The 22,356-nt window shown below is 59.1% G+C and carries 24 protein-coding genes and 1 tRNA gene; 15 read left to right on the top strand and 10 right to left on the bottom strand.

Annotated elements, in window-relative coordinates; translation table 11 throughout:
- Positions 1-84: 84 nt before the first annotated feature.
- From AB5Z02_RS20370 to AB5Z02_RS20390, 5 genes are all read right to left on the bottom strand, one after another.
- Positions 85-639 (bottom strand): VOC family protein, encoded by a 555-nt coding sequence (locus AB5Z02_RS20370; RefSeq protein ID WP_368216847.1) that lies wholly within the window; start codon positions 637-639, stop codon positions 85-87.
- Positions 633-1,397: a hypothetical protein gene (locus AB5Z02_RS20375; protein ID WP_005337161.1), complete on the bottom strand. Its 765-nt coding sequence runs from the start codon at positions 1,395-1,397 to the stop codon at positions 633-635. The genes AB5Z02_RS20370 and AB5Z02_RS20375 overlap by 7 nt, the downstream gene beginning before the upstream one ends.
- A 191-nt stretch (positions 1,398-1,588) precedes the next feature.
- Complete coding sequence (gene nfsA / locus AB5Z02_RS20380) at positions 1,589-2,314, bottom strand: oxygen-insensitive NADPH nitroreductase (RefSeq protein WP_368216849.1); 726 nt, start codon at positions 2,312-2,314, stop codon at positions 1,589-1,591.
- Between the two features lie 71 nt (positions 2,315-2,385).
- Positions 2,386-3,951 (bottom strand): AbgT family transporter, encoded by a 1,566-nt coding sequence (locus tag AB5Z02_RS20385; protein ID WP_005351146.1) that lies wholly within the window; start codon positions 3,949-3,951, stop codon positions 2,386-2,388.
- A 143-nt stretch (positions 3,952-4,094) separates the two neighbouring features.
- Positions 4,095-6,047, bottom strand: a complete 1,953-nt coding sequence (locus tag AB5Z02_RS20390; RefSeq protein WP_013723827.1) for a bifunctional diguanylate cyclase/phosphodiesterase — start codon at positions 6,045-6,047, stop codon at positions 4,095-4,097.
- Positions 6,048-6,909: 862 nt separating this feature from the next.
- Between AB5Z02_RS20390 and AB5Z02_RS20395 the strand changes: the two genes are divergently transcribed.
- The 3 genes from AB5Z02_RS20395 to AB5Z02_RS20405 are packed head-to-tail and all read left to right on the top strand — an operon-like array spanning position 6,910 to position 9,365.
- Complete coding sequence (locus AB5Z02_RS20395) at positions 6,910-7,848, top strand: LysR family transcriptional regulator (protein ID WP_005337171.1); 939 nt, start codon at positions 6,910-6,912, stop codon at positions 7,846-7,848.
- A gap of 54 nt (positions 7,849-7,902) precedes the next feature.
- Positions 7,903-8,925, top strand: a complete 1,023-nt coding sequence (locus AB5Z02_RS20400; protein ID WP_124929698.1) for a response regulator — start codon at positions 7,903-7,905, stop codon at positions 8,923-8,925.
- Between the two features lie 8 nt (positions 8,926-8,933).
- On the top strand, positions 8,934-9,365 hold the full coding sequence (locus tag AB5Z02_RS20405; RefSeq protein WP_005337175.1) for a PAS domain-containing protein: 432 nt from the start codon (positions 8,934-8,936) through the stop codon (positions 9,363-9,365).
- 89 nt (positions 9,366-9,454) lie between these two features.
- On the opposite strand, the gene ltaE is transcribed toward AB5Z02_RS20405, so the two are convergent.
- From ltaE to AB5Z02_RS20420, 3 genes are all read right to left on the bottom strand, one after another.
- On the bottom strand, positions 9,455-10,474 hold the full coding sequence (ltaE, locus tag AB5Z02_RS20410; protein WP_231721309.1) for a low-specificity L-threonine aldolase: 1,020 nt from the start codon (positions 10,472-10,474) through the stop codon (positions 9,455-9,457).
- 112 nt (positions 10,475-10,586) lie between these two features.
- A complete protein-coding gene (locus AB5Z02_RS20415) occupies positions 10,587-11,288 on the bottom strand; it encodes a short-chain dehydrogenase (RefSeq protein ID WP_113740683.1) in 702 nt (233 codons plus the stop codon).
- An 87-nt stretch (positions 11,289-11,375) separates the two neighbouring features.
- A complete protein-coding gene (locus tag AB5Z02_RS20420) occupies positions 11,376-11,783 on the bottom strand; it encodes a helix-turn-helix transcriptional regulator (RefSeq protein ID WP_123172888.1) in 408 nt (135 codons plus the stop codon).
- 145 nt (positions 11,784-11,928) lie between these two features.
- On the opposite strand from AB5Z02_RS20420, the gene AB5Z02_RS20425 reads away from it, so the two are divergent.
- Positions 11,929-12,828, top strand: coding sequence for an aldo/keto reductase family oxidoreductase (locus AB5Z02_RS20425; protein WP_069555747.1), 900 nt, complete (start codon positions 11,929-11,931; stop codon positions 12,826-12,828).
- 71 nt (positions 12,829-12,899) lie between these two features.
- Here the strand turns inward: AB5Z02_RS20425 and AB5Z02_RS20430 are convergent, their stop codons facing one another.
- Entirely contained in the window at positions 12,900-13,181 is a 282-nt protein-coding gene (locus tag AB5Z02_RS20430; RefSeq protein ID WP_005337180.1) for an RNA-binding protein, read from the bottom strand.
- A gap of 216 nt (positions 13,182-13,397) precedes the next feature.
- Complete coding sequence (locus AB5Z02_RS20435) at positions 13,398-13,940, bottom strand: hypothetical protein (RefSeq protein ID WP_231721307.1); 543 nt, start codon at positions 13,938-13,940, stop codon at positions 13,398-13,400.
- Between the two features lie 106 nt (positions 13,941-14,046).
- On the opposite strand from AB5Z02_RS20435, the gene AB5Z02_RS20440 reads away from it, so the two are divergent.
- From AB5Z02_RS20440 to AB5Z02_RS20490, 11 genes are all read left to right on the top strand, one after another.
- Entirely contained in the window at positions 14,047-14,817 is a 771-nt protein-coding gene (locus AB5Z02_RS20440) for an amino acid ABC transporter ATP-binding protein (RefSeq protein ID WP_231721306.1), read from the top strand.
- On the top strand, positions 14,810-15,607 hold the full coding sequence (locus tag AB5Z02_RS20445) for an amino acid ABC transporter permease (protein WP_368216852.1): 798 nt from the start codon (positions 14,810-14,812) through the stop codon (positions 15,605-15,607). The genes AB5Z02_RS20440 and AB5Z02_RS20445 overlap by 8 nt, the downstream gene beginning before the upstream one ends.
- Before the next feature lie 2 nt (positions 15,608-15,609).
- Positions 15,610-16,431, top strand: coding sequence for a transporter substrate-binding domain-containing protein (locus AB5Z02_RS20450; RefSeq protein ID WP_323893202.1), 822 nt, complete (start codon positions 15,610-15,612; stop codon positions 16,429-16,431).
- A complete protein-coding gene (locus tag AB5Z02_RS20455; RefSeq protein WP_368216854.1) occupies positions 16,431-17,336 on the top strand; it encodes an amino acid ABC transporter permease in 906 nt (301 codons plus the stop codon). The genes AB5Z02_RS20450 and AB5Z02_RS20455 overlap by 1 nt, the downstream gene beginning before the upstream one ends.
- Positions 17,330-18,067: a penicillin-insensitive murein endopeptidase gene (gene mepA / locus AB5Z02_RS20460; protein WP_368216856.1), complete on the top strand. Its 738-nt coding sequence runs from the start codon at positions 17,330-17,332 to the stop codon at positions 18,065-18,067. Before AB5Z02_RS20455 ends, mepA begins: the two co-directional genes overlap by 7 nt.
- 85 nt (positions 18,068-18,152) lie before the next feature.
- Positions 18,153-18,743, top strand: a complete 591-nt coding sequence (locus AB5Z02_RS20465; protein ID WP_005346564.1) for a LemA family protein — start codon at positions 18,153-18,155, stop codon at positions 18,741-18,743.
- Positions 18,740-19,465 (top strand): YgcG family protein, encoded by a 726-nt coding sequence (locus AB5Z02_RS20470; RefSeq protein WP_368216857.1) that lies wholly within the window; start codon positions 18,740-18,742, stop codon positions 19,463-19,465. Before AB5Z02_RS20465 ends, AB5Z02_RS20470 begins: the two co-directional genes overlap by 4 nt.
- A gap of 20 nt (positions 19,466-19,485) precedes the next feature.
- Positions 19,486-20,103, top strand: coding sequence for a TPM domain-containing protein (locus AB5Z02_RS20475; RefSeq protein WP_005337196.1), 618 nt, complete (start codon positions 19,486-19,488; stop codon positions 20,101-20,103).
- 145 nt (positions 20,104-20,248) lie between these two features.
- Positions 20,249-20,336, top strand: a tRNA-Ser gene (locus AB5Z02_RS20480).
- 380 nt (positions 20,337-20,716) lie between these two features.
- On the top strand, positions 20,717-21,475 hold the full coding sequence (locus tag AB5Z02_RS20485; protein WP_042056089.1) for a flagellar motor protein: 759 nt from the start codon (positions 20,717-20,719) through the stop codon (positions 21,473-21,475).
- A complete protein-coding gene (locus AB5Z02_RS20490; protein WP_106844513.1) occupies positions 21,453-22,328 on the top strand; it encodes a flagellar motor protein MotB in 876 nt (291 codons plus the stop codon). Before AB5Z02_RS20485 ends, AB5Z02_RS20490 begins: the two co-directional genes overlap by 23 nt.
- Positions 22,329-22,356 lie beyond the last annotated feature (28 nt).

Genomic DNA, 22,356 nt, shown 5'->3' on the forward strand with positions numbered 1-22,356 from the left:
AGATAACAAAAGGGGTCACACCGGTGACCCCTTTTGCTGCGTTATTCAAGGGCCTGTCAGGCTCGCACCGCATTGAGCGCAGGATCACTCCTGATCGAAATAATCCGCAGGCACCGCGACCACAGCGTCGGTCGCCACCTCTTCGGCGATCACCTCAGCCAGCGGGCGCAGGTGAAACTTGATCTGTCCGGAGGGCAACATCAGGCCAATGTCGGGGTTGCGGGTATCCTGCATGTTGCCGGTTTTGAATGGCAGCTCGGGATAGCGCGCTACCAGATCTTGCAGTGAAGTGACCACCAGCTCGATATGTTCCAGCCCCGCCTGATGGACGCGACCCGGTTTCGGTGCAGCCAGCTCGATACAGGGTACCTGTACCTCACCAGCCAACAGCGGCTGATGCAACTGATAAGTGACGATGGGACGCCCGCCAATCATCCCCTCCACCAGCAAGGTACCCGCCTCAGCCAGCACAGCACATAGCGCGCGGTACTCCTGCAGAGTAGCCGCCCGATAACAGAGGTGATCGACCGTTGGCTGTGAAATTGTGACGCCAGTGGCGGCCAGTTCGGCCAACAGCTGAGAAACAAATGGGGCCATTGGCCCCAGTGTGGAATCGAGTGGGTGGGACATGCTTACCATTTCTTCTTGGGTTGAAACAGGACATCGAGCTCGTCGGCTTCTTTGTCCTTGATGTTTTGCAGATCCTGCGCGCTGTTTTGCTGCTGCAGCTCTTCAAGCTCCTTGAGCCCCTGACGCATATCTTCTTCACGGGCCAGCAGATAGGGATCCTTGTCGCCCACGCTCGCCATGGCCGACAGACCCTTGGTATAGAGCTGGCGGCATGTACCATATTGGCCCTGAATGCGGGCATCCATCGCCCGCTTGACCAGATTGGAGATGTTGATCTTGAGCTGCATCAGCTCAAGGCGGCGCTCTTCTTGGGCAAACCCCTGAGGGTCAATCTTGCCCTTGTTGTGCTCTACCCGCAGCACGGCCCGCATCTTCTTGACCAGCTGCAGCATCTGGATCGCCTGACGATCGGACTCCGGGGTCTTGAACTGACCCTCATCCTGCACGCTGTAGTTCTCCTGCACATTCTTGATCTGGGTCTGCACATCAACGATACGCTGCTTGATCTGATTGTTCGGCATCACCTGGGCGATGGCGCGATAGGCATCCAGGATCCGGTGCTGCAACAGCAACACCATGTTCTTGGAGAAAGGCACCAGATTGACGTTCAGCAACACCTCTTCGGTCTCGTCAGCCACCGTCTTGTGTCTGGCAACGGCGTGACGCTTGTCCGCCTCTGCCTTCTGCTTATATTGCTGCACCACGTTATAGGCGATAACCAAAAACAGGAGTGCGCCAATAGACAGCAATACCAAAGTTAAAATCATAGGATGTCCAAACCCCTGTTCCTATCCAATTGCGTGATCCTACAACAGCTTACCCACTTAAGGTAGCCTGCAGATCCCCCCTTGCCCACGATTTGTCACCAAGCTGTGCCCCCGGTCTCAGGGAGAGATTGCAGGATCAGGGGATGATGACCATGACGGTCACCTCCCCATAGTATCGCCCATCAGCGCCATTACTTGAGGTTAAAGCCCCGCGATTGCAGGAATCCCAGCATGAAAGGGCGGGACTCCTTGCCCAGAATGGCGCGGATCTGGCCGCTCCAGGTCTGCTGCTTGTTGTTGCTGCTACGGGCTTGATAGTAGTCCGCGATCTGCTGATCGTACCGGGCCAGCAGGTCGCGATCCAGCTCGTGCTGGTAGCGCTCCAGATGCACCACCAATCCCCTGGGCAGACGGGGTTTCTGCTCCGGCTGCTGGGCAGGATGACCAAGGCAGAGGCCAAACAGCGGGATCACCTGATGGGGCAAGCCGAGCAGTTCGCTCACCTCGGCCGGATGGTTGCGAATGCCGCCGATATAGACCCCGCCCAGCCCCAGCGACTGCGCCGCCAGCAAGGCGTTTTGCGCCATCAGGGCACCGTCGATGGCTCCGATCAGCAACTGCTCCGCATAGCCGATCTGGGCCTCGGGCACGATCTGGGTGTGGCGGTGGTAATCGGCGCAGAAGACCAGAAACTCGGCCGCCTGCACCACATAGGGTTGATTGCCTGCCAGCATGGCCAACTGCTGACGCGCCTCGGGCTCGCAGACTCGCACAATACTGGTCACCTGCAAAAAGCTCGAGGTTGAGGCGGACTGGGCGGCGGCGAGGATGGCATCCAGCTGCTGCGGGGCGATCGGCTCGGCAGTGAACTGACGAATGGAGCGATGGGAAAGGATAAGATCGATGGTCTGATTCATGGCACCTCCAAAATGAGGTAACACCATAGCGAAAAAAACGAGGGAGCCCAAGGCTCCCTCACACACCCAGCTTAAGGGGCCGGATAGACGTAAGGGGCTTGCAACCCGAGCGGGAAGCCGAGCGCCCAGTAGAGCAGCAGGAAAATCGTCCAGCTCACCAGGAAGGCCAGCGAGTAGGGCAGCATCATGGAGACCAGAGTACCGATCCCGGTGCTCTTCACATACTGCTGGCAATAGACCACCACCAGCGGGAAGAAGACCATCAGCGGGGTGATGATGTTGGAGGCGGAATCCCCTACCCGATAGGCCGCCTGGGTCAGCTCGGGGGAGATCCCCACCGCCATCAGCATGGGTACCAGGATCGGACTGATCAGCGCCCACTTGGCCGAAGCCGACCCCACCACCAGATTGACGCTGGCGGTGAGCAGGATCATCCCGACGATAGTCACCTCACCGGGCAGCGCCAACGCATGGAGCACTTCGGCACCGGAGAGGGCCAGCAGGGTGCCCAGGTTGGAGTCACCAAACGCCTTGATAAAGAGCGCGCAGAAGAAGGCCATCACCATGTAGGAGCCCATCTTGTTCATGGTGGCCGACATGGCATCGATCACATCCTTGCCACTCTTGAAGCTGCCTGCGACAAAGCCGTAGACAATCCCGGGCAGGATAAAGAGCAAGAAGATGAGCGGCACAATGGACTTCATCACCGGTGCGGCGAAGGTGGTCAGGGAGCCATCGGCAGCACGCAGCGGTGAATCGCTCGGGGAGAGCGCCAGCGCCAGCAGCACGATGGCCGCCAGCATGGCAAACCCGGCCCAGTTGAAGGCCCGGCTCTCTTGCGCGCTGTAGCGCCCCATCTCGTCGGCACTCTCCAGATCCTCGTTGAGCGCCACATGCTTGAGGCGCGGCTCCACCACCTTTTCGGTGATGAACCAGCCGACGCAGATGATCAGCAACGAAGAGGCACCGGTAAAGATGATGTTGCACAGGGTGTTGACCATGTAGTCAGGATCGAGCAACTGAGCGGCGGACTGGGTAAAACCCTGCAGCAGCGCATCCCCGCCGGAGGGCAGGAAGTTGGCGGCAAAACCGCCGGAGACACCGGCAAAGGCAGCGGCGATCCCCGCCAGCGGATGGCGTCCGGCAGCGTGGAAGATGATGCCACCGATGGGGATCACCAGCACATAACCCGCATCTGCGGCGGTGTGGCTGACGATCGCCACCAGGATCAACATGGGGGTGAGAAAACGGGCCGGCGTCACTTTCAGCAGCTTTTTCAGACCGGTATTGATAAAACCGGACTGCTCGGCCACCCCGACCCCCAGCATGGCCACCAGCACGATCCCCAGCGGGGCAAAGCCGGTGAAGGTGGTCACCATGGTGGAGAGAAACTCGGCCAGACCGGCACCGGTCAGCAGGTTGTTGACCACTACCGCCTCCCCGGTACGGGGATTGACCAGATCAAACTGGAATTGTGACAACACCCAGGAGCCGACCCAGACGATCAGCAAGGCGTAGAGGAACAGCATGGCGGGGTCGGGTAATTTGTTCCCGGCTTTCTCGACGCCATTGAGGAAACGGTTCAGCCAACCTTTGGGAGGGCTGGCCGGACGGTCATTGACAGCAGCATGACTCATTATTGCGATACTCCTTTCCCTAGAAACGAGGTCGCATGCTAGCAATTCCAGCCAATCCGTCTCATGACCGATCGCAAAAGAATGATTAATTTTGATTAAATATTGCGGAATAAAATCCCAAGTTGTGGCCTAACGCACACTTGTTACTCTGCCATCACGGCATCTAGCAGTGGATAACGCCCAACCTGGCACTCCACCACGAAACCGCTCGCCTCGACTTGCGCCACAGTCAGCGGCTTGCTGAACAGATATCCCTGGAACACATGGCACCCCTGGGTCTGCAGTGCGGCCAGCTCGTGGGGCTCCTCCACTCCTTCCGCCATGATCCCCAATCCCAGATTGGTGGCCATGGCTGCAGTCGCCCGGATCACCGGCAAGTTGAGGCCGACCACGAAGGAGCGATCCAGCTTGATGTTGTTGATCGGCAACCGGTTGAGATAGGCCAGCGAGGAGTAGCCGGTACCGAAATCATCGATGGCAATCTTGATCCCCTGCTCGCTCAAATCATCGAGAATGCCGAGGCACCCCTTCATATCGAGCATCAGCACGGTTTCGGTCAGCTCCAGCGTCAACAGGGAGGCATCCACCCCGTGCAGCTCCAGTTGCTGGCGAACTTGCCCGGGCAGCGCCGACGAGAGCTGGAAACCGGAGAGGTTGACGGAGACCGGCACCCGCTGATGGAAGCGCTTCTGCCAGCTGGCTACCTGTGCCAGCGCGGTGGAGAGCACCCAGCTGCCGATCTCGCGGATCAGCCCCATCTCTTCGGCCAGCGGGATAAACTCCACCGGCGAGACATGGCCGAGCACCGGGTTGTACCAGCGCAGCAGTGCCTCGTAACCGATCAGACGCCGTTTGGCGGCATCGACCTGCGGCTGGTAACAGAGGCTCAGCTCCTGACGGCCGATGGCCTTGGCCAGAAACTGTTTGAGATTGAGCTTGCGCTGCAGGGTCTGTTGCATGCTGGGGGTGAAACGCTGCCAGCGCAGCCGCCCCATCTGCTTTGCCTGATACATGGCCATGTCGGCACGGGTGATAAGGTTGTCCCCGTCATCCGCATCATCGGGATAGATGGCGATACCGATACTGCCGCCGATGGTCACCTCCGGCAGCCCGCTCAGTTGCAGCGGCTTGGTCATCTGGGAGAGCATCTGATCGGCCACCTCTTGCGCCCGATCCCCCTGATTGCCCAGCGGCACCAGTGCTGTGAATTCATCGCCACCGAGGCGAGCCAGCTCCACATCCCGCGGGCAAATCTGTTTGAGGCGACCGGCGACCCGCTCCAGCAGGCGATCTCCCGCCTTGTGGCCGTAGTTGTCGTTGACCAGCTTGAAGTTGTCCAGATCCATGAACACCAGCGCGAAACGCTCCCCCAGCCCGCAATAGGCCTCAAGGGATTTCATCAAGCCATACCGATTGAGCAGGCCGGTCAGGGAGTCGTGCCAGGCGAGGTGGCGATGCTCCAGCTCTTCGAGTTTGCGATCGGTAATATCGCGCATGGTGAGCAGAATGCGGGCCCCCTGCTGGATATAGCGGAACTGATACTGGAACCAGCGCATCCCCTTGAGGGTACGGCACTCCCCCTCGGTCACCACTTCATCGAGACGGGAGAGCTTCTGGTAGAAGCTGTCATCATTGCCGGAGAAAACCTGGGAGAGCTTGGCGATCTGGTGGCCGAAACACATTTCGAAGTGATAGTTGCCACTCTCGAACACACCATGGCTATCGAACAGGCAGGCAAGGGTATCGCCGGTTGCCAGCGAGGACTCCTGATAGAGGGTATCGGAGTCGAGCACCGCTTCGGTCATCATCATCAGCCGGCCAGCCAGTTGAATACCGGAGAGGCGCAGATAGATCTGCTTCTTGACCCCCTTTGGGGAGAGGGTCCACCACTCGTTGTAACTGCGCCCCTGCTGAAAATCACCCAGATAGCGCTGCAGCAGCAGATCGATGGCGGTTGCCATATCGGCAGAGAAGTCGCGGGAGCAGAGTTCGTCGAGAGACGTCGCCTCCCACACGGAGAGCGCGGCGCTGTTTGCCCAGAAAATATGGTGATGCTCGATGTCATAAACCCAGATCGGGGTATGCAGAACATCCATCGTCTTCAGTAACCGTTCGTCAAGCGTATTCATCTGGTCAAGGTCATTCATGCTGGATGGTCACTGGTTAACCGGAAAACAGATCTGGCAAACCGCTAGCTGCAGAATGCAAGGTGCAAATACCTCTCGGCCATTATCCCTTTTCACATAGCCAAGAGCGGACAAAACTATTTCAGATATCAACAACAGGGCAGCCTGTACGGCAATACCACAAAGGACTCAGCCAAGGACCCTGTTAATCCAGGCAAATCATATAGTCGATTTTTAACTTTTTTCCCCAGTAAAAACAAGCACTAAGAGCTATCCACTCGAGACCTTGGAAAGAGCAATTGCATATTTGCTGCGACAAATTTGTTATTAACATTTAAATCAATGGCGGAAATAGTCATCACTCTCTGTCACAAAGCTTCCATTAATTAACCAAGCGGATGGATAAACAGCCAAAAAAACGCCAAAACGGACAAAAATAGTTCACTAAGGCGGAATTGATATACCCCAAATTCATTTTTCAACAGGCAATGAGCAAAATCAGAATATATGATCTGCATCACATTGGCTGGGGATGGCAAACCACCCCGGCTGAGTACGCAGAGCAACCCAGATTCCTTCCATCAGATTGCAATATTGGCCTTCGCCCGCGGTTATAGCGGAACAAATCAGGAAATATGGCAAACATCACTGCCGCAACACCATTTGGCATCGTGCCGAAATAATCACCAGCTCGGGGAAACTGAGATGACGGGCGGGTGGAGAACTGGTATCAACAGAAATCGAATCCAGATCAATTAAACGCTGAATTACCCTTGCCAACCCGGAACGCTCTTTTTATGGTTGCCCCCTTGTTACACCCAGAACAGCGTTTATGAAGCACATCGAAGAGTTCTACCTGTTCGTCAAGGTGGTGCAAGAGGGAGGATTCTCCCACGCTGCAGCCGCACTGGGCATGCCAACAGGCACCATCAGTCGACGCATTTCCCAGCTGGAAGAGCAACTGGGTTGCTCCCTGCTACATCGCTCTACCCGCAAGCTCCGCCTTACCGATGATGGCCTCAGATACTACGAACGTCTCTGCACGCCACTCGCACAAATCGAGCAGGCCACCAGCGAGATCCAGGGTCAAGAGGCCGACATCACCGGGCTTATCCGGATAGCTGCACCGATCGCACTCTCCAACACCATCCTCATCGATATGCTGGCCGAATTCGGGCTGCACTATCCCGAGGTACAGTTCGATATCACCCAGACCAATGATCACCAGCACCTGTTCGACAATGATCGGGATCTGGTGTTCTTCAACGGAGAGCTGCCCCAGTCGCTGCCAAATGCGATCTGTCTCGGCCATATCGAGTACGGCCTGTTTGCCTCACCACTCTATTTGACCAAGAAGGGCACCCCCTCCCATCCCAACCAGCTGGAAGAGCACGATCTCATCTACTGCTGGCCTCACCAGCACTGGCAGCTGACCGACAAGGATGGCCAGAGCGTCTGCATCAAACGCAGCGCCAAACTGACCGTCAACCAGACCCAGGCCGCGGTACGCGCAGCCCGACGTCATCTGGGGATCGTCAACGCCCCGCTGCACTATCTGAGCAGCTTCCTCCATGACGAGCAGCTGGTGCCGGTACTGACCGACTGGCAAACCGGCAATCGCCCCTTCTACATGTTGTGTTGCCAGCACCAGTTCGCTCCGTTGCGTGTTAAGATGTTCGTTGAATTTGTTGAAAAATACTCAGCACGCTATCGCAATCGGCAGTGGGACAACCAATTTTCACAAGGTGATAGCCTCACCCATTGCATCTGACCGTTAGCGGGCCACACTTATAGCATCCCTTGCCAACAGAGCCTGCCTAACGCCATGAATGTATTGATATGTGATGACTCCGGGTTCGCCCGCAAACAGCTGGCGCGGGCGCTCCCGGCCGACTGGAAAGTCGATTTGCACTACGCAGCCAATGGTCTCGAAGGGATCGAACAGGTGCTGATGGGTCATGGCGATCTCATCTTCCTCGATCTGACCATGCCGGAGATGGACGGTTACGGTGTGCTGGAGACCCTCCAACGGGAGGGTCTGCGCAACAAGGTGATCGTGGTCTCCGGGGATATCCAGCCAGAGGCCTATCAACGGGTCATGGGGCTGGGGGCGCTCGATTTCATCAAGAAACCCGCCGCCCCCGAAACCCTGCTCGCCCTGCTCAAAAAGCATGGTTTCTGGAGTGCTGCCCCGAGCGGTCAACCAAGCGCCCCCGAGCAGCAGCCAAACGGCGTTGTAGCCGATGCAGGCGTCAAGATCACCCCCGAAATCCGCGATGTCTATCAGGAGCTGGCCAACGTCTCCATGGGTCAGGCAGCCGACTTGCTGGCTCGTCTGCTCAACGCCTTCGTGGTACTGCCTATCCCCAACGTCAACGTGCTGGAGGTCTCCGAGCTGCACATGGCCCTCTCGGCGGCTGCGGATTCGGATACCCTCTCCGCCGTCTGTCAGGGGTTTATCGGAGCGGGGATCGCCGGTGAAGCGCTGATCCTGTTCCATGACTCCAGCTTCAAAGATTTGGCCAAGCTGATGAACCATCAGGGGACGCTGGATCGCACCGCCGAACTGGAGCTGTTGATGGATACCGCCAACGTGCTGATCGGCGCCTTCCTGCGCGGCTACGCCAACCAGCTCGACACCCCCTTCAGTCAGGGGCACCCGGTGGTGCTCGGCCAGCACAGACCCATCAACGAGCTAATCAACACCAACAAGAGTCGCTGGCGCCGCACACTCGCCATCGAGATCAACTACCGGATCCAGGATTACGCGGTGCAGTGTGATCTGCTGCTGCTGTTTACCGAAGATTCCATCGCCACCATGAACAACAAAATCATGCACATGCTCTAGGAGTGACTATGGAAATCCGTGAATTTCATTGGTTGATGAACATAGTCCAGAACCTGGACGTAGGCCTGGTAGTGCTCGACAAGGAGTACAAGGTACAGGTGTGGAACGGCTTTATGGAGAGCCACAGCGGCCGACTGGCCAGTGACGTGCGCGATGGCGTACTGTTCGAGCTCTTCCCCGATGTGGACAGAGCCTGGTTCGAACGCAAGGCCAACATGGTGTTCAAACTCAACAACCGCGCCTTCAGCACCTGGGAGCAGAAGCCCTATCTGCTGCGTTTCTCCAACTACCGCCCCATTACCGGCTCGGCCCCCCACATGTTCCAGAACCTGACCCTGGTGCCACTGGCCGATTTCGGCGGTCAGGTGACCCACATCGCGGTGATGATCTACGACGCCACCGATGAGGCCATGCTGATGAGCGGCCAGCGGCAGGCTTGAGCTTTCAGCAAATAACAGAGGGCGCCGCGGCGCCCTCTGTTATTTAGGTATGAACAGGTCTCGGTATAACCTCTACCTCACCAGCCGTCTCAACGCGCTCCGAGATACTCGGTGAAGGCGTCGATCACCTCTTCAATATCGTCATCGTTGATCTGCAGATGAGTCACCAGCCGCAGCTCGCCGTAACCAGAGAAGAGGATCCCCCGCTCCTTCATAAAGGCCAGCAGAGGGGCCGATTCCCCCTCATGCAGCCGCAGGAACACCATGTTGCTCTGCACCAGCGAGAGGTCGAGCTCGATGCCCGGCAGTGCAGCCAACCCTTCGGCCAGCCGTTTGGCACGGCGGTGATCATCGGCCAGACGGGTCACATGCTGCTCGAGGGCAAACAGACCGGCTTGCGCCAGAATGCCCGCCTGACGCATGCCGCCCCCCAGCATCTTGCGTAGGCGGCGCGCACGGGCGATGAAATCGTGGCTGCCCACCAGCAGCGAACCCACCGGTGCCCCCAACCCCTTGGAGAGACAAATCGAGATGCTATCAAATGGAGCTGCGATCACCTCGACCGGGGTCTCGCTGGCCACGGCGGCGTTAAAAAGCCGTGCGCCATCGAGATGGAGCTTCAAGCCACGTTCAGCAACAAATGCCCCCATCTCCTGCAGATAGGAGAGCGGCAGCACCTTGCCGTTGTGGGTGTTCTCAAGGCAGATCAGGCGAGTCTGGACGAAGTGGGCATCATCAGGGGCCAGCGCAGCCTTGATATCATCGAATGCCAGCGTGCCATCGCGCTGCATCGGCATGGGTTGCAGGGCTACGGAGCCCAGCACGGTACTCCCCTGCGCTTCATAGCGATAGATGTGAGCGGCATTGCCGAGGATGGCCCCCTCACCGCGCTGACAGTGGCTCATCACCGCCAACAGATTGGACATGGTGCCGGACGGCACAAACAGCGCCGCCTGTTTGCCCAGCAATCTGGCCCCATAGGCCTCCAGCGCGTTGACGCCCGGATCTTCACCATAGACATCGTCACCGACTTCGGCGTGGAGCATTGCTTGACGCATGGCGTCAGTAGGCTGGGTGACGGTGTCACTTCGTAAATCGATATAGCGCATGAGATCCCTCCTGAAACAGGAGAGTGACGTTAGCTATACGCCCCTCGCTTGGCAAGGGGCGCATGAGCAGAATGTGAAGCCAATAGACGTCCATAGAACCCGCTGGCGGGATCTACCAAGGCAGCGGCTGACCGTTGAGATCCAGTAGCTGACCCGATTGGGTCAACGATAACCCCTTGATGAGATTGAGCAGTTTCACCGCCACCTCGGCAGGCTCCTGCAATTGCTCCGCAGGCAACTCGCTCAGAAAGGGGGTGTTCATCGGGGAGTCCATCAAGCCGGGCGCCACCGCCACCACCCCCGCTTGCGGGAAACGTTGCGCCCACTCGAGGGCCAGCGTTTTCACCCCCATGTCGAGGGCCGCCTTGCTCATCCGGTAGCTGTAACGTCCCCCCTCCAGATTGGAGGTGATGGAGCCCGCCAGATCAGAGATGGCACAGAGCCACAGCGGATGGTCATTGCCCATCAACCGACTGAAACGGGCAGCCAGCGCCAGTGTTGGCCAGGCATTGGCCAGCAGGCTGTCGCACAGCCACTTGGGGTGCACCTCTTCGACCCGCCGCTCTGGCATAAAGCTGACATCGTGCAACAGGCCGATGGTGTTGATCACCACAGTGGGAAGCGGATCGGTGTCGTAGAGGGTAAACAGGGCGTCGAACGAGATGGCGTCCACCTCTTGCAGCGGGAAGAAGGCCCCCATCTCGATCCCTTTTGGATAGGTGCGCCCGGCAAGCAGGAAGGACTCCCCCCTTGCCATCAGCTCTCTTGCCAGCGCCGAGCCCAGCGCACCACTTCCGAGGATCAAGTAGCTCATCGCCCATTCCATGGAGAGTTATCTTGCTTAGAGCGTATCAGAATAATCACCCGGCCGTGACACGACCAAAGGGTAATATGCCCCTCATCACGCTTCCCCCAGATGGCGACCAAACTCCCGCGCCAGCGCCAAGTCGAGAAAACCGTCCGCTTTCTTGTGGGTGCGCAAAAACTGGTAATAGGCGAGCAGGGTGACCAGTGCCTCCTCATCGAGCAGCCCCACCCCGGGTTGCTGCTCGCCCAGCAGTAGCTGCGCCGCTGCCAGCGCCTCCCTGTCTACCACTTCCGCCTGACGGTAGAGATAACCGCAGCCGGTTGCCAGCCACTCCAGCGAGCAGTTGGCCCCCATGGCGATCTGGTTGGCCCGCGCCAGGCCAGGCTCGGCCCCCTTCAAATATTTGCGGATCAGCGCTTCACTGAGCCCCACCTTGCGGGCAAAGGCGCTCACGCTCATCTCCCCGATCAGGCTCTGCAAGCGCTCGGCAAATCCTTCCATCCAACTCTCTCCTACTCTGCGATCAGAACCAAAGTTCGAATCATGCCACTGCCCATTATTGCTTTGCCAGCCACATGAGGCCAAGATGCCCGCAGTCATCTATGTTGCACATCGTTTTCGCATCGTGTTTTTCAAGGAGTCAACCATGTCTGTATCCCGTGTCGCCCTGCATCCGCAAGGCCCCACCTTCTCTCGCCTCATCATGGGTTACTGGCGCCTGATGGAGTGGCAGCTCTCTCCGGCCGCTCTGCTCGATCTGATGAAATATCATCTGGATCTGGGGGTCACCACCATCGATCACGCCGATATCTATGGTGGCTACCAGTGCGAAGAGGCCTTTGGTCACGCCCTGCGCCTCGAGCCTTCCCTGCGCAGCCGGATGGAGATCGTCACCAAGTGCGGTATCGCCCTCACCGCCAAGCCGGAGCATGCTCTCAACCACTACAACACCGGCAAGGACCATATCATCGCCAGCGCCGAGGCCTCGCTGCGCAAGCTCGGCACCGACCATCTGGACCTGCTGCTGATCCACCGCCCGGATCCCCTGATGAACGCAGATGAAGTGGCCGACGCCTTTATCACCCTGAAACAGGCGGGCAAGATCAAGCACGCCGGGGTATCCAACTTCACCGCCCGTCAGTTCGAGCTACTGCAATCGCGCCTCCCCTTCCCGCTGGTCACCAACCAGCTGGAGATCTCGCCGCTTCATCAGGAAGGGACCCTCGATGGTACCCTGGATCAGTGCCAGCAACTTGGCATCAAGCCGATGGCCTGGTCATGTCTCGGCGGCGGCCGACTGTTCAGCGATGACGCCTATGCCCCGCTGCGTGCCGAACTGGAGCAGATCCGTCAGGAAGTGGGCGCCCAGACTATCGAGCAGGTGGTCTACGCCTGGGTAATGATGCTGCCAAGCCAGCCGCTGCCATTGATTGGCTCCGGCAAACGGGAGCGGATTGCTGCCGCCGTGGCCGCCGAATCCATCGTCCTCAATCGCCAGCAGTGGTTCCGCATCCGCAAGGCGGCGCTCGGTTACGACGTCCCCTGATAACAGCAAAACGTCCAGAAACAAAAACGGCATGGGGGAAACCCATGCCGTTTTTTTAATGCCGAGGCACCTTAGCGGTGGCGCTGTTGCGGGCGACCACGGGGAGCATCTGTCTTCGGTTTGGCCTGGTTGACGGTGATGGTACGGCCACCGACTTCTGTGCCATGCAGACCAGCGATGGCCTTTTCGGCATCACCATTGACCGGCATTTCAATAAAACCAAACCCCTTTGACTGGCCGGTATCGCGGTCGATGATGATATCAACCTTGTCGACCTGTCCAAACTGGCTGAACAGGGTTTTCAGTTCGTCGGCCGTCATCCGGTACGACAGATTTCCTACGTAAATCTTCATGCCATCCACTCTCGATTCAAGGTGCCTTCTCTATGCAATTCCCAGCATAACGGTAAGGGCACAACCCCTATGCCGGACCTGCCATGGCTTCATGCCGTGGCCTTCTCCACACTGTTGTCAAGTGATTGATCTCTTGGGTTAACAGTGCAGACAAGATCAATTCGAGTCACTGGCAGTATCTGAGCTTTGCCGGGAATTGTCGAGAAAATAGTCGACTCAGACCGATTGCAGATCTGACAACCGTTGCGCCAACATCCGGCGACCGTGCCAGGCCCGTTTAAAGCCGAAGCGATAGACAGACGGGCTCACCAGATGCAGCTCCCCCGCCTTGAGATCCAGCAAGGCCATGGCCGCCGCCAGCTCCTCTTCACTCAGTTGCAGATCGAGGCTGAAGTCGAGCCACTGGCCGTCGTGGCCCACTCGCCGCTCCCGCTCGAGCGCCACCAGCTGGTTGCGGGGCAGCGCCAGCGCCTCATCCTTGTTGCCATTGAGCAGATAGATATGCTGTTCATCCCACCCCAGCTCCGCCAGGCGCCAGGGCTGCCAGCTGCGGGGCAGCGACACCATGATCCCGGTGATGCCACCAAAGACCACGCCCACCCAGTTGAGCAGCGCCATGGCGCCCCAGCCATCCCACAAGGAGGCCGCCACCACGCCCCAACTCACCAGCAACAGCAGAAAAATGACGCAGCGATAGCGAACCGCTGGCGGCATCAACAGCTGCACCTGCGAACCGGCAAGCAAGGATGTAATACGCATGAAAAGCTCCTGTCATCACGAAATGGCGCCATTGTGAATAGCCATCAGGATGCTGACAAGGGGGTTTTCTTTGTCATCCCCCTATAAAATCAATACCATGGCGTAAATGATTCTCAGTGGAACCCACTTCTTGACCAGCTCGCAACCCTGTGTGCGCTTTTGTGGCGTCGACAAATTCTATGGCGATTTTCAGGCTCTTCATCACATCGATCTCACCATTGAACGTGGAGAGAAGTGGGTTATCTGTGGCCCGTCAGGCTCGGGAAAATCGACCCTGATCCGCACCATCAACGGGCTGGAGGGGATCGACGACGGCCAGCTGTTCCTGTTTGGCGAGCCGGTGACCCCTTCCTACCTGCGCCGCCTGCAAGGTCGGGTTGGCATGGTGTTTCAGCAGTTCAACCTCTTCCCCCATATGACGGTGCTGGAAAACCTGATGGTGGCGCCAGTGCATACCCTGGGGTTGCGCCCTGAGGAGGCCAAAGCCCGGGCGCTCGGTCTGCTCGAGCGGGTGCGCATTCAGGCTCAGGCCGACAAGTACCCTCACCAGCTCTCCGGCGGCCAGCAGCAGCGGGTTGCCATCGCCCGCTCCCTCTGCATGCAACCCGAGCTGATGCTGTTTGACGAGCCCACCTCCGCCCTCGACCCCGAGATGATCCGCGAAGTGCTCGATGTGATCCGCGAGCTGGCTGACGAGGGGATGACCCTGATCTGCGTCACTCACGAGATGGGCTTTGCCCGTCAGGTGGCGGATCGGGTGCTCTTTATGGATGAAGGGAAGATTATCGAGTCGGCCCCGCCCGCCCAACTGTTCAACGCCCCTCGTCACCCACGTACCCGGGCCTTCCTCGAACAGGTGCTCAGCTATCATGGCTAGGCTCAAACGCCCCCGCCTGCTCGGCTGGTTGTCAGGCACTGTGATGCTCTGTGCGCTACTGGGCTGGGCGCTCTATAGCGGCGCTCGCCAGATGGGCTATGAGTGGCAGTGGCCACGGGTGTTGCCCTTTCTCGGCGAATGGGATGAGGGAACTTTTTATGCCGGCCCCTTGCTAAACGGCCTGCTGGTCACTTTGCAGGTGGCGCTGCTCAGTCTGTTGGGCACGATGGCGGTCGGTCTGTGCGTGGTTAGCCTGCGGCTGCTTCCCTCCCGGCTCGGCCCCTGGCTCGCCATCGCCTATCTGGCGCTGGTGCGCACCACGCCCCAGCTGGTGCAGCTCTATATTCTCTATTTCTTGCTGGGCCCCATGCTGGGATTGGCCCCCCTTGCCTGCGCCGTGTTGAGCCTCTCCCTCTATCAGGGGGCCTTCACCGCCGAAGTGCTGCGTGCAGGCGTACAGGCCATTCCCAAAGGACAGTGGGAGGCAGCCCAGTCGCTTGGCTTGTCACGGGCCATCACCCTGCGCAAGGTGATCCTGCCCCAGCTGGTGCGCATCACCTTGCCGCCGCTCACCAACGAGCTGGTCTCCCTTATCAAACATTCGGCGCTGGTGAGTGTGATCGCCATCTTCGATCTGACCAACGAAGGGCGTACTCTGGTTGCCGATACGTTTCTGACCTTTGAGGTGTGGTTTACCGTAGCTGCCCTCTATTTGCTGTTAACCCTGACGCTGTCAGCCTGTTCGCGGGCGCTGGCCCGTCACCTGAATCCGGATCAACAAGGACGCTAACCATGAATCTGTCATTCAAGACCACCCTGTCGGGCGCTGCCCTGCTACTGACAAGCCTGCTCACACCGGCTCTGGCACAAACTGCCCCCTCCGACACCCAGGCACAGATCGAGCAGAGCGGTACCCTGCGGGTCGGCATGTCCACCTTCGCCCCCTGGGCGATGCGCGACAAGCAAGGGGCGCTAATCGGTTTCGAGATTGACGTGGCCCGTCGCCTCGCCACAGATAACGGCTGGCAGGTAGAGTTCGTGCCTACCGCCTGGGATGGCATCATCCCCTCCCTGTTGGCGAAAAAATATGACGTCATCATCGGCGGCCTCACCATCACCCCCGAGCGGGAGAAGAGCGTGCGCTTCACCCAGGCCTACTCCCATTCGGGGGTGCAGCTGGCCGCCTCCAGCACCATGGCCAAAGAGAAGAAAACCGTGGCGGACTTCAACCAGCGCGGGGTGATCCTGGCGGTACGCCGTGGTGCCTCGCCGGTACAGGTAGCCAAAGCGCACTTCCCCAAGGCCACCCTGCGCCAGTTTGATGACGAGTCACAGGTATTTCAGGAGGTGCTGAACGGCCGCGCCCACGGCGCCCTCTCCTCTTCCCCGAAACCCGAGCAAGAGGCGCTGCGCCACCCGGATGCCCTCTTTATGCCGTTTGCCAAACCGCTAGCAGAGGGGAGTGAAGGGTTTGCCCTGCGCAAGGGGGATGATGCCCTGGCTGAACAGTTCAACGAGTGGATCGCCGCCCGTCAGGCCGATGGCTGGCTCAAGGCGCGCCATGACTACTGGTTCAAGTCGCTGGCGTGGGAAGCGCAGGTCGCCAACCCCTGATGCTGATTGCTCTAAAAGAGACCATCCGGCGCATCGTCCGTGGGGCATGTCGGAACATCAACCGGCTGGATGGGGCGATTGCCCTGATCCTGCTGCTGGCTGGCCTCTGGCTGGCCAGCCGCTTGCACATCGGAGTAGCCTATCAGTGGCGCTGGCATGAGGCCTTCGATCTGCTGTTCACCCCTGGCCCTCACGGCGAGTTGCCCTACTTTTTCAGCGGTCTGCTCACCACCTTGCGCATCGCCCTGCTCGGCATGGTGCTGGCGCTGCTGCTCGGCACTGCGCTGGGGGTAGCCGCCTTCAGCCGCCGCCCCTGGCTGGTGATGCCCGCGACCCTGTTTATCCAGCTGATCCGCAATCTGCCGCCGCTGGTCTTTATCTTCATCTTCTACTTCTTTATCGCCAACCAGCTGCTGCCTTCGAGCGGCCTCTCCCGCTGGCTCGGCTCCATATCACTCTCCCCGTGGCAAGAGGCGCTGTTTGGCCCACCTGCCCGCTGGGAGAACCTCATCTCAGGCACCCTCTGCGTTGGCATGATCAGCGCAGCCTTCGTCGCCGAGATTGTCCGCGCCGGGCTGGCCGCCATCCCCCGTGGCCAGTGGGAGGCGGCGCAGAGCCTCGGGCTCTCTCCCTGGGTGCGGCTGCGCCATGTGATCCTGCCGCAGGCCATGCTGCTGATGCTCCCCCCCCTCACTGGCCAGCTCATTGCGCTGGTGAAGGATACCGCCATCGTTTCCCTTATCTCGGTGCAGGAGCTCACCTTCGTCGGCACCGAGATGGCCAACTCCAGCGGACTGGTCTACGAGATCTGGCTGCTGGTGGCCGCGGCCTATTTATTTATATGTTTGAGTCTGTTCGTATTGCTGAGCCGACTCGAAGCAAAACAAGGAGCACGCACATGCTGACGTCCCTGTTGCTGGCGACCGTATTGCAAGCGGAAGCCATCGGCGGTTATGCCGCCGGTTGCCTGAAAAACGGCGTATCCCTGCCCCTTGAAGGGCCGGGTTATCAGGTGATCCGCACCAAGCGGCTGCGCTACTACGGCCACCCCGACCTCATCCACTATCTGCAAGCGCTGGCCAACCAGACCCGCATGGCCGGGCTGCCGGATCTCTACATCGCTGATCTGGCGATGGCCCGTGGTGGCCCCTTTACCTCCGGCCATCGCAGCCACCAGACCGGACTCGATGCCGATATCTGGTTTCGTATGGCCAACCGCCCCATCAGCAAATGGGAGCAGGATGTCCCCAAGGAGTGGGCGCTGATCGACGAACCCAGCTACAAGATGTTGCCGGGCCGCTTTGGCCCCCAGCAGCTCACCCTGCTGCGGCTGGCGGCCAGCAAACCCGAGGTGGCCCGCATCTTCGTCAATCCGGTGATCAAATCCGCGGTCTGCCAACAGGCTGGTAACGAACCCTGGGTCGCCAAGCTACGCCCCTGGGTGGGCCACTTCAGCCACTTCCACGTGCGGCTGCGCTGCCCGGTGGGTAGCCCCGATTGTGAACCCCAGGCTCCCATTCCGCCCGGCAATGGCTGTGGGGAAGAGCTGGCCTCCTGGCTAAAAGACAAGCCCCAGCTGCCCAAGGTCTCCGGCATCAACAAGCGACCCGAACTACCTGCGCGTTGTGGCAACTGACCCCAAGCTGGTATGGTGGTGCACTCTTGGTCGTACACCATCCATGGCGCACTATCGACTCGAAATATCAAAGGAGAACAACAAGATGGCCACATCACTCTGGCGCAGAACCACGCAGAGCCTGTTGACCCTGACCCTGCTGCTCGGCCTGACCGGCTGCGGCATGAACAATATTCCGACCCTGGACGAGCAGGTCAAGGCGAGCTGGGGGCAGGTTGAGAACCAGTATCAGCGCCGTGCCGATCTCATTCCCAATCTGGTCGCCACCGTCAAGGGGTACGCCAGCCATGAGCAGGAGACCCTAAAGGCGGTCACCGATGCCCGTGCCCGGGTCGGCAGCGTGCAGGTGAGCGATCCTGCCCAGCTCAAGGAGTTTGAAGCGGCACAGAACCAGCTCTCCAGCGCCCTCTCTCGCCTGATGGTGGTGGTAGAGCGCTACCCCGAGCTGAAAGCGGATCAGCAGTTCCTTGCCCTGCAGGCACAGCTGGAAGGAACCGAGAACCGCATCTCGGTGGCACGCCGCGACTATATCGAGGCGGTGCGCCAGTTTAATACCGAGATCCGCACCTTCCCCGGCGTCATCTGGTCCAAGTTGCTCTACTCGGATCTGGAGGCCAAACCCAGTTTCAGTGCCAAACCCGGTGCCGATGAGGCGCCCAAGGTCAGCTTCCAATGAAGATGATGCTGCGCTGGTTTCTTCCCTGTCTGCTGCTCTGGGCTAGTGCCCTGCAAGCAGCACCGGACTTCCCGACGCTGAGCGGACGGGTGGTGGATGAAGCCAGTCTGATGTCCCGCAAACAGGCCCATCAACTGACCCAACAGCTGGCCGCCTTTGAAAAGCGCAGTGGTATCCAGCTGGTGGTGGTCTCTGTCGATAGCCTCGATGGGGAGACTATCGAGGAGTACGGCTACCAGCTCGGTCGCCACTGGGGGATCGGCCAGAAAGGCAAAAACAATGGCGTGTTGTTGCTGATCGCCCAGGATGAGCGCAAGGTGCGGATCGAGGTGGGATATGGGCTGGAAGGCGCACTGCCCGACGCCATCGCCGCCAACATCATCCATGGCCGCATCCTGCCCGCCTTCAAGCGCGGCGATATGGTGGCCGGGATCATGGCGGGCAGCCAGAGCATCATGAAGGCAATCGCCGGAGAATATCAGCCGGTCGAGCAGCCAAAGAGTGACAACGGTGGCGGCCCCTGGCTGTTTATTCTGGTGGTGATTGCGATGATCGTGCTCCACAACCTGCGCGGCGGTGGTGGCGGTGGGCCGGGAGGACGACGTCGGTCGACCTACATGGCCGGTGGATTGGGTGCCGGCTCCTTTGGTGGTCGCTCCGGCAGCGGATTCAGCGGTGGCGGCGGTAGTTTTGGCGGCGGCGGAGCCTCCGGTGGCTGGTAACAGGAGTAAAGAGACAAATCATGATTTCTAAACAGTTCTTCCACACGCTTCAGGCCAAGGTGCGCGAAGCGGAGCTAGAGACTGATGCTGAACTGGTCACCGTGCTGGCCCCGGCCAGCGATGGCTATCGCTACATTCCTACCCTCTGGGCGGCGCTGCTGGCGATGCTCACCCCGCTGCTGGTGTTCCAGCTCGGCTTCTGGCTCGGCTGGTACGAAATCCTGCTGGTGCAGTGGTCGGTCTGGCTGCTGCTGAGCCTGCTGTTCCACTGGACCCCCATCAAGATGCGGCTCATTCCGAAGAAGGTTCGCCAGCACCGGGCTGCCCTGATGGCCCGCCTGCAATTTGTCGAGCAGGGGCTGCACCGCACCCGCGACCGGCTCGGGGTGCTGATCTTCGTCTCGGCCGCCGAGCACTATGTAGAAATACTGGTGGATGACGGCATCGCCCAGCATATCGACAACGGCCAGTGGCAGGAGATCATCGACGACTTCGTGGCGCGAGTGCGCAACAAGGAGATCGAACAGGGTTTTCTGGAGTGCGTGGAGCGCGTTAGTGCCATTCTGACCGATGCCTTCCCGGCCACCCGGGATCAAAACGAGCTGCCGGACAGTCTGATCATCCTCGACAAGCCCTGATCCGGTTTAAAAAATCGGCATTCTGCACAAGGGTTAGGCATTCGGAAAAGATTATGAAAAATAAGGGGAAAAGAGGTTGACCCACACAGCCCTTTCCCCTAAATTACGCCCCGTTCCAGCGCAACAGCGCAGCGAACGAAAATTTGGTGAGGTGTCCGAGTGGCTGAAGGAGCACGCCTGGAAAGTGTGTATACGGCAACGTATCGAGGGTTCGAATCCCTCCCTCACCGCCAAATCTAAAAAAACCGACCTCAGGGTCGGTTTTTTGCTTTCCGGCAAACACCTATGTCGACAAGTGAGCCAGAGCCACGCAGTGGCGGATCATCCACGCGCTCCCCCCAGTTTGCAAAGCCCTGATGGAACATCACCGCTTTTCGTATTGCCAGCCCCCACCCCCTACCTTGCTTTTGTGATTGCCCCACCCGACAAGCGTTCCTTCCAGTCACAACAGGAGCAACAAGATGATTGCAATGCCATCTTATGGCCGCAACACGCCTTCTTTTATGGACGTTACCCAGCGCCCATTAATTGCTCAGCGATTGGATATCATTTTGAAAAACTGATACTTAAGTAGCTACACTAGCGATTATCAACATGCAGGGATGTGTAAAAAATGAGCTTGATTGGCTTGGTACTGGCGTTGATCGCCATCCTTGGCGGCAACATGATCGAGGGTGGTCATCCCAGCGCACTGCTCGATCTGCCCGCATTTCTTATCGTGATCGGCGGTACCATAGGTGCTGCGCTGACCCAGTTCCCCTTCTCCGTCGTCGGCAGCACCATGAAGCGTTTCAAATGGCTGCTCTCCCCCCTCAAGCTCGACATGCATGAACAGGCCCAGTTACTGGAGACCCTGGCAGGCAACGCCCGCCGCAGCGGCATGCTGGCGCTGGAAGGGATGATCGACGAGATCAAGGATCCCTTCCTGAAGAAAGGGGTACAGATGATGGTTGATGGTTACGAGAAAACCAAGATACACGAGGTGCTGGAGAACGAGATCGAATTTGAACAGGAAGATCTCGAACAGACGGTCAAATTCTATGAAGCCATGGGCGGCTACTGCCCGACCATGGGGATCGTCGGGGCGGTATTTGGCCTGATCCACGCCATGGGTCTGCTAGATGCCCCCGACAAGCTGGGCGGCGCCATCGCGGTGGCCTTTATCGCTACCATCTACGGGGTATCCGCAGCCAACCTGATCTTCTTGCCGTTCGGCAACCGCTACAAGGGGTTTGCCCACCAGATCCGCCACTACAAGGAGATGACCCTGACCGGCATTCTCTGCATCGTTGATGGCGAATCCCAAGCGCGCCTGCAAGTTACCCTCGAACCTTATCTGGGAGGTCACGGTGGCCAAAAAGAAAAAGGCTGAAGCACCGGAGAACCATGAACGCTGGCTGGTCTCCTATGCCGACTTCATGACCCTGCTGTTCGCCCTGTTTGTGGTGCTCTACTCCTTTGCCATGGCCAAGCAGTCCGAAACCCGAGTGCTTATCCAGGGCTTTATCGAGTCGCTGGGTAAAATCGGCCTCATCTCCCCGCCTGCCGGCTCACCCTTGATGCAGGGGGGAACAGGGATTCTCGAGCCGGAATCGAAGACCACGCCGAGCAGCCCGAAAGAAGAGACTGTACTGGAAAAAGATGCCCCCATGGCGGCATCGGACCCCTTCAACGAGACCATAGGTGCCTCGGAAAAACCGAGCGCCACCGAAGCCTGGCCCCACAAGACCAAGGAGCAGGAGTGGGTGCAGGTGACCAAGCAGAAGCTTGAGCAGCAACTCAAGGCCCAGATTGAATCGAAGGATCTCGAGGTCGAGCAACTCGGCAGTCAACTGGTGATCCGCATCGGCGAGAAGGCGCTATTCCCCTCCGATTCGGCGTTCCTGCAGCCCCAGTTCATCCCGCTGGTCAACAAGATCGCAGGCATTCTGGCCAATATCCCGGGGCAGGTAGTGGTCACCGGTCATACCGACAACTCCCAGGCGCCGGTGGAGCTTTATCGCAATAACTGGGAGCTCTCGGTGCTGCGGGCCTCTTCCATCGTGCAGACCATGCTGACCAACCCCCAGCTGGATGCCAGACGAGTCATCGCTCAGGGTGTTGCCGACACTCAACCCCGCTTTGCCAATGACACCCCCGAACATCGCCAGGCAAATCGCCGGGTCGATATCACCCTCTCTCAAGGCAAGGCAGCAGAAGAGTCACTGCAACTGCTCAAGCCCTGATCCCCCCGCTCCCGCTTCGCGCGGGAGC

This window comes from Aeromonas sp. R2-3, from assembly GCF_040908375.1.
In the GTDB taxonomy this organism is placed as follows: Bacteria; Pseudomonadota; Gammaproteobacteria; order Enterobacterales; family Aeromonadaceae; genus Aeromonas; species Aeromonas veronii.

What these genes read in the sequence shown, in the direction of transcription:
- AB5Z02_RS20420 (WP_123172888.1), bottom strand. Translation starts at nt 11,783, where the DNA reads ATGGAAGGATTTGCCGAGCGCTTGCAGAGCCTGATCGGGGAGATGAGC.
- AB5Z02_RS20415 (WP_113740683.1), bottom strand. Translation starts at nt 11,288, where the DNA reads ATGAGCTACTTGATCCTCGGAAGTGGTGCGCTGGGCTCGGCGCTGGCA.
- AB5Z02_RS20475 (WP_005337196.1), top strand. Translation starts at nt 19,486, where the DNA reads ATGATTTCTAAACAGTTCTTCCACACGCTTCAGGCCAAGGTGCGCGAA.
- AB5Z02_RS20385 (WP_005351146.1), bottom strand. Translation starts at nt 3,951, where the DNA reads ATGAGTCATGCTGCTGTCAATGACCGTCCGGCCAGCCCTCCCAAAGGT.
- AB5Z02_RS20400 (WP_124929698.1), top strand. Translation starts at nt 7,903, where the DNA reads ATGAATGTATTGATATGTGATGACTCCGGGTTCGCCCGCAAACAGCTG.
- AB5Z02_RS20470 (WP_368216857.1), top strand. Translation starts at nt 18,740, where the DNA reads ATGAAGATGATGCTGCGCTGGTTTCTTCCCTGTCTGCTGCTCTGGGCT.
- nfsA (WP_368216849.1), bottom strand. Translation starts at nt 2,314, where the DNA reads ATGAATCAGACCATCGATCTTATCCTTTCCCATCGCTCCATTCGTCAG.
- AB5Z02_RS20395 (WP_005337171.1), top strand. Translation starts at nt 6,910, where the DNA reads ATGAAGCACATCGAAGAGTTCTACCTGTTCGTCAAGGTGGTGCAAGAG.
- AB5Z02_RS20465 (WP_005346564.1), top strand. Translation starts at nt 18,153, where the DNA reads ATGGCCACATCACTCTGGCGCAGAACCACGCAGAGCCTGTTGACCCTG.
- AB5Z02_RS20375 (WP_005337161.1), bottom strand. Translation starts at nt 1,397, where the DNA reads ATGATTTTAACTTTGGTATTGCTGTCTATTGGCGCACTCCTGTTTTTG.
- AB5Z02_RS20370 (WP_368216847.1), bottom strand. Translation starts at nt 639, where the DNA reads ATGGTAAGCATGTCCCACCCACTCGATTCCACACTGGGGCCAATGGCC.
- AB5Z02_RS20405 (WP_005337175.1), top strand. Translation starts at nt 8,934, where the DNA reads ATGGAAATCCGTGAATTTCATTGGTTGATGAACATAGTCCAGAACCTG.
- AB5Z02_RS20440 (WP_231721306.1), top strand. Translation starts at nt 14,047, where the DNA reads ATGATTCTCAGTGGAACCCACTTCTTGACCAGCTCGCAACCCTGTGTG.
- mepA (WP_368216856.1), top strand. Translation starts at nt 17,330, where the DNA reads ATGCTGACGTCCCTGTTGCTGGCGACCGTATTGCAAGCGGAAGCCATC.
- AB5Z02_RS20445 (WP_368216852.1), top strand. Translation starts at nt 14,810, where the DNA reads ATGGCTAGGCTCAAACGCCCCCGCCTGCTCGGCTGGTTGTCAGGCACT.
- AB5Z02_RS20435 (WP_231721307.1), bottom strand. Translation starts at nt 13,940, where the DNA reads ATGCGTATTACATCCTTGCTTGCCGGTTCGCAGGTGCAGCTGTTGATG.
- AB5Z02_RS20485 (WP_042056089.1), top strand. Translation starts at nt 20,717, where the DNA reads ATGAGCTTGATTGGCTTGGTACTGGCGTTGATCGCCATCCTTGGCGGC.
- AB5Z02_RS20430 (WP_005337180.1), bottom strand. Translation starts at nt 13,181, where the DNA reads ATGAAGATTTACGTAGGAAATCTGTCGTACCGGATGACGGCCGACGAA.
- AB5Z02_RS20455 (WP_368216854.1), top strand. Translation starts at nt 16,431, where the DNA reads ATGCTGATTGCTCTAAAAGAGACCATCCGGCGCATCGTCCGTGGGGCA.
- ltaE (WP_231721309.1), bottom strand. Translation starts at nt 10,474, where the DNA reads ATGCGCTATATCGATTTACGAAGTGACACCGTCACCCAGCCTACTGAC.
- AB5Z02_RS20425 (WP_069555747.1), top strand. Translation starts at nt 11,929, where the DNA reads ATGTCTGTATCCCGTGTCGCCCTGCATCCGCAAGGCCCCACCTTCTCT.
- AB5Z02_RS20450 (WP_323893202.1), top strand. Translation starts at nt 15,610, where the DNA reads ATGAATCTGTCATTCAAGACCACCCTGTCGGGCGCTGCCCTGCTACTG.
- AB5Z02_RS20390 (WP_013723827.1), bottom strand. Translation starts at nt 6,047, where the DNA reads ATGGATGTTCTGCATACCCCGATCTGGGTTTATGACATCGAGCATCAC.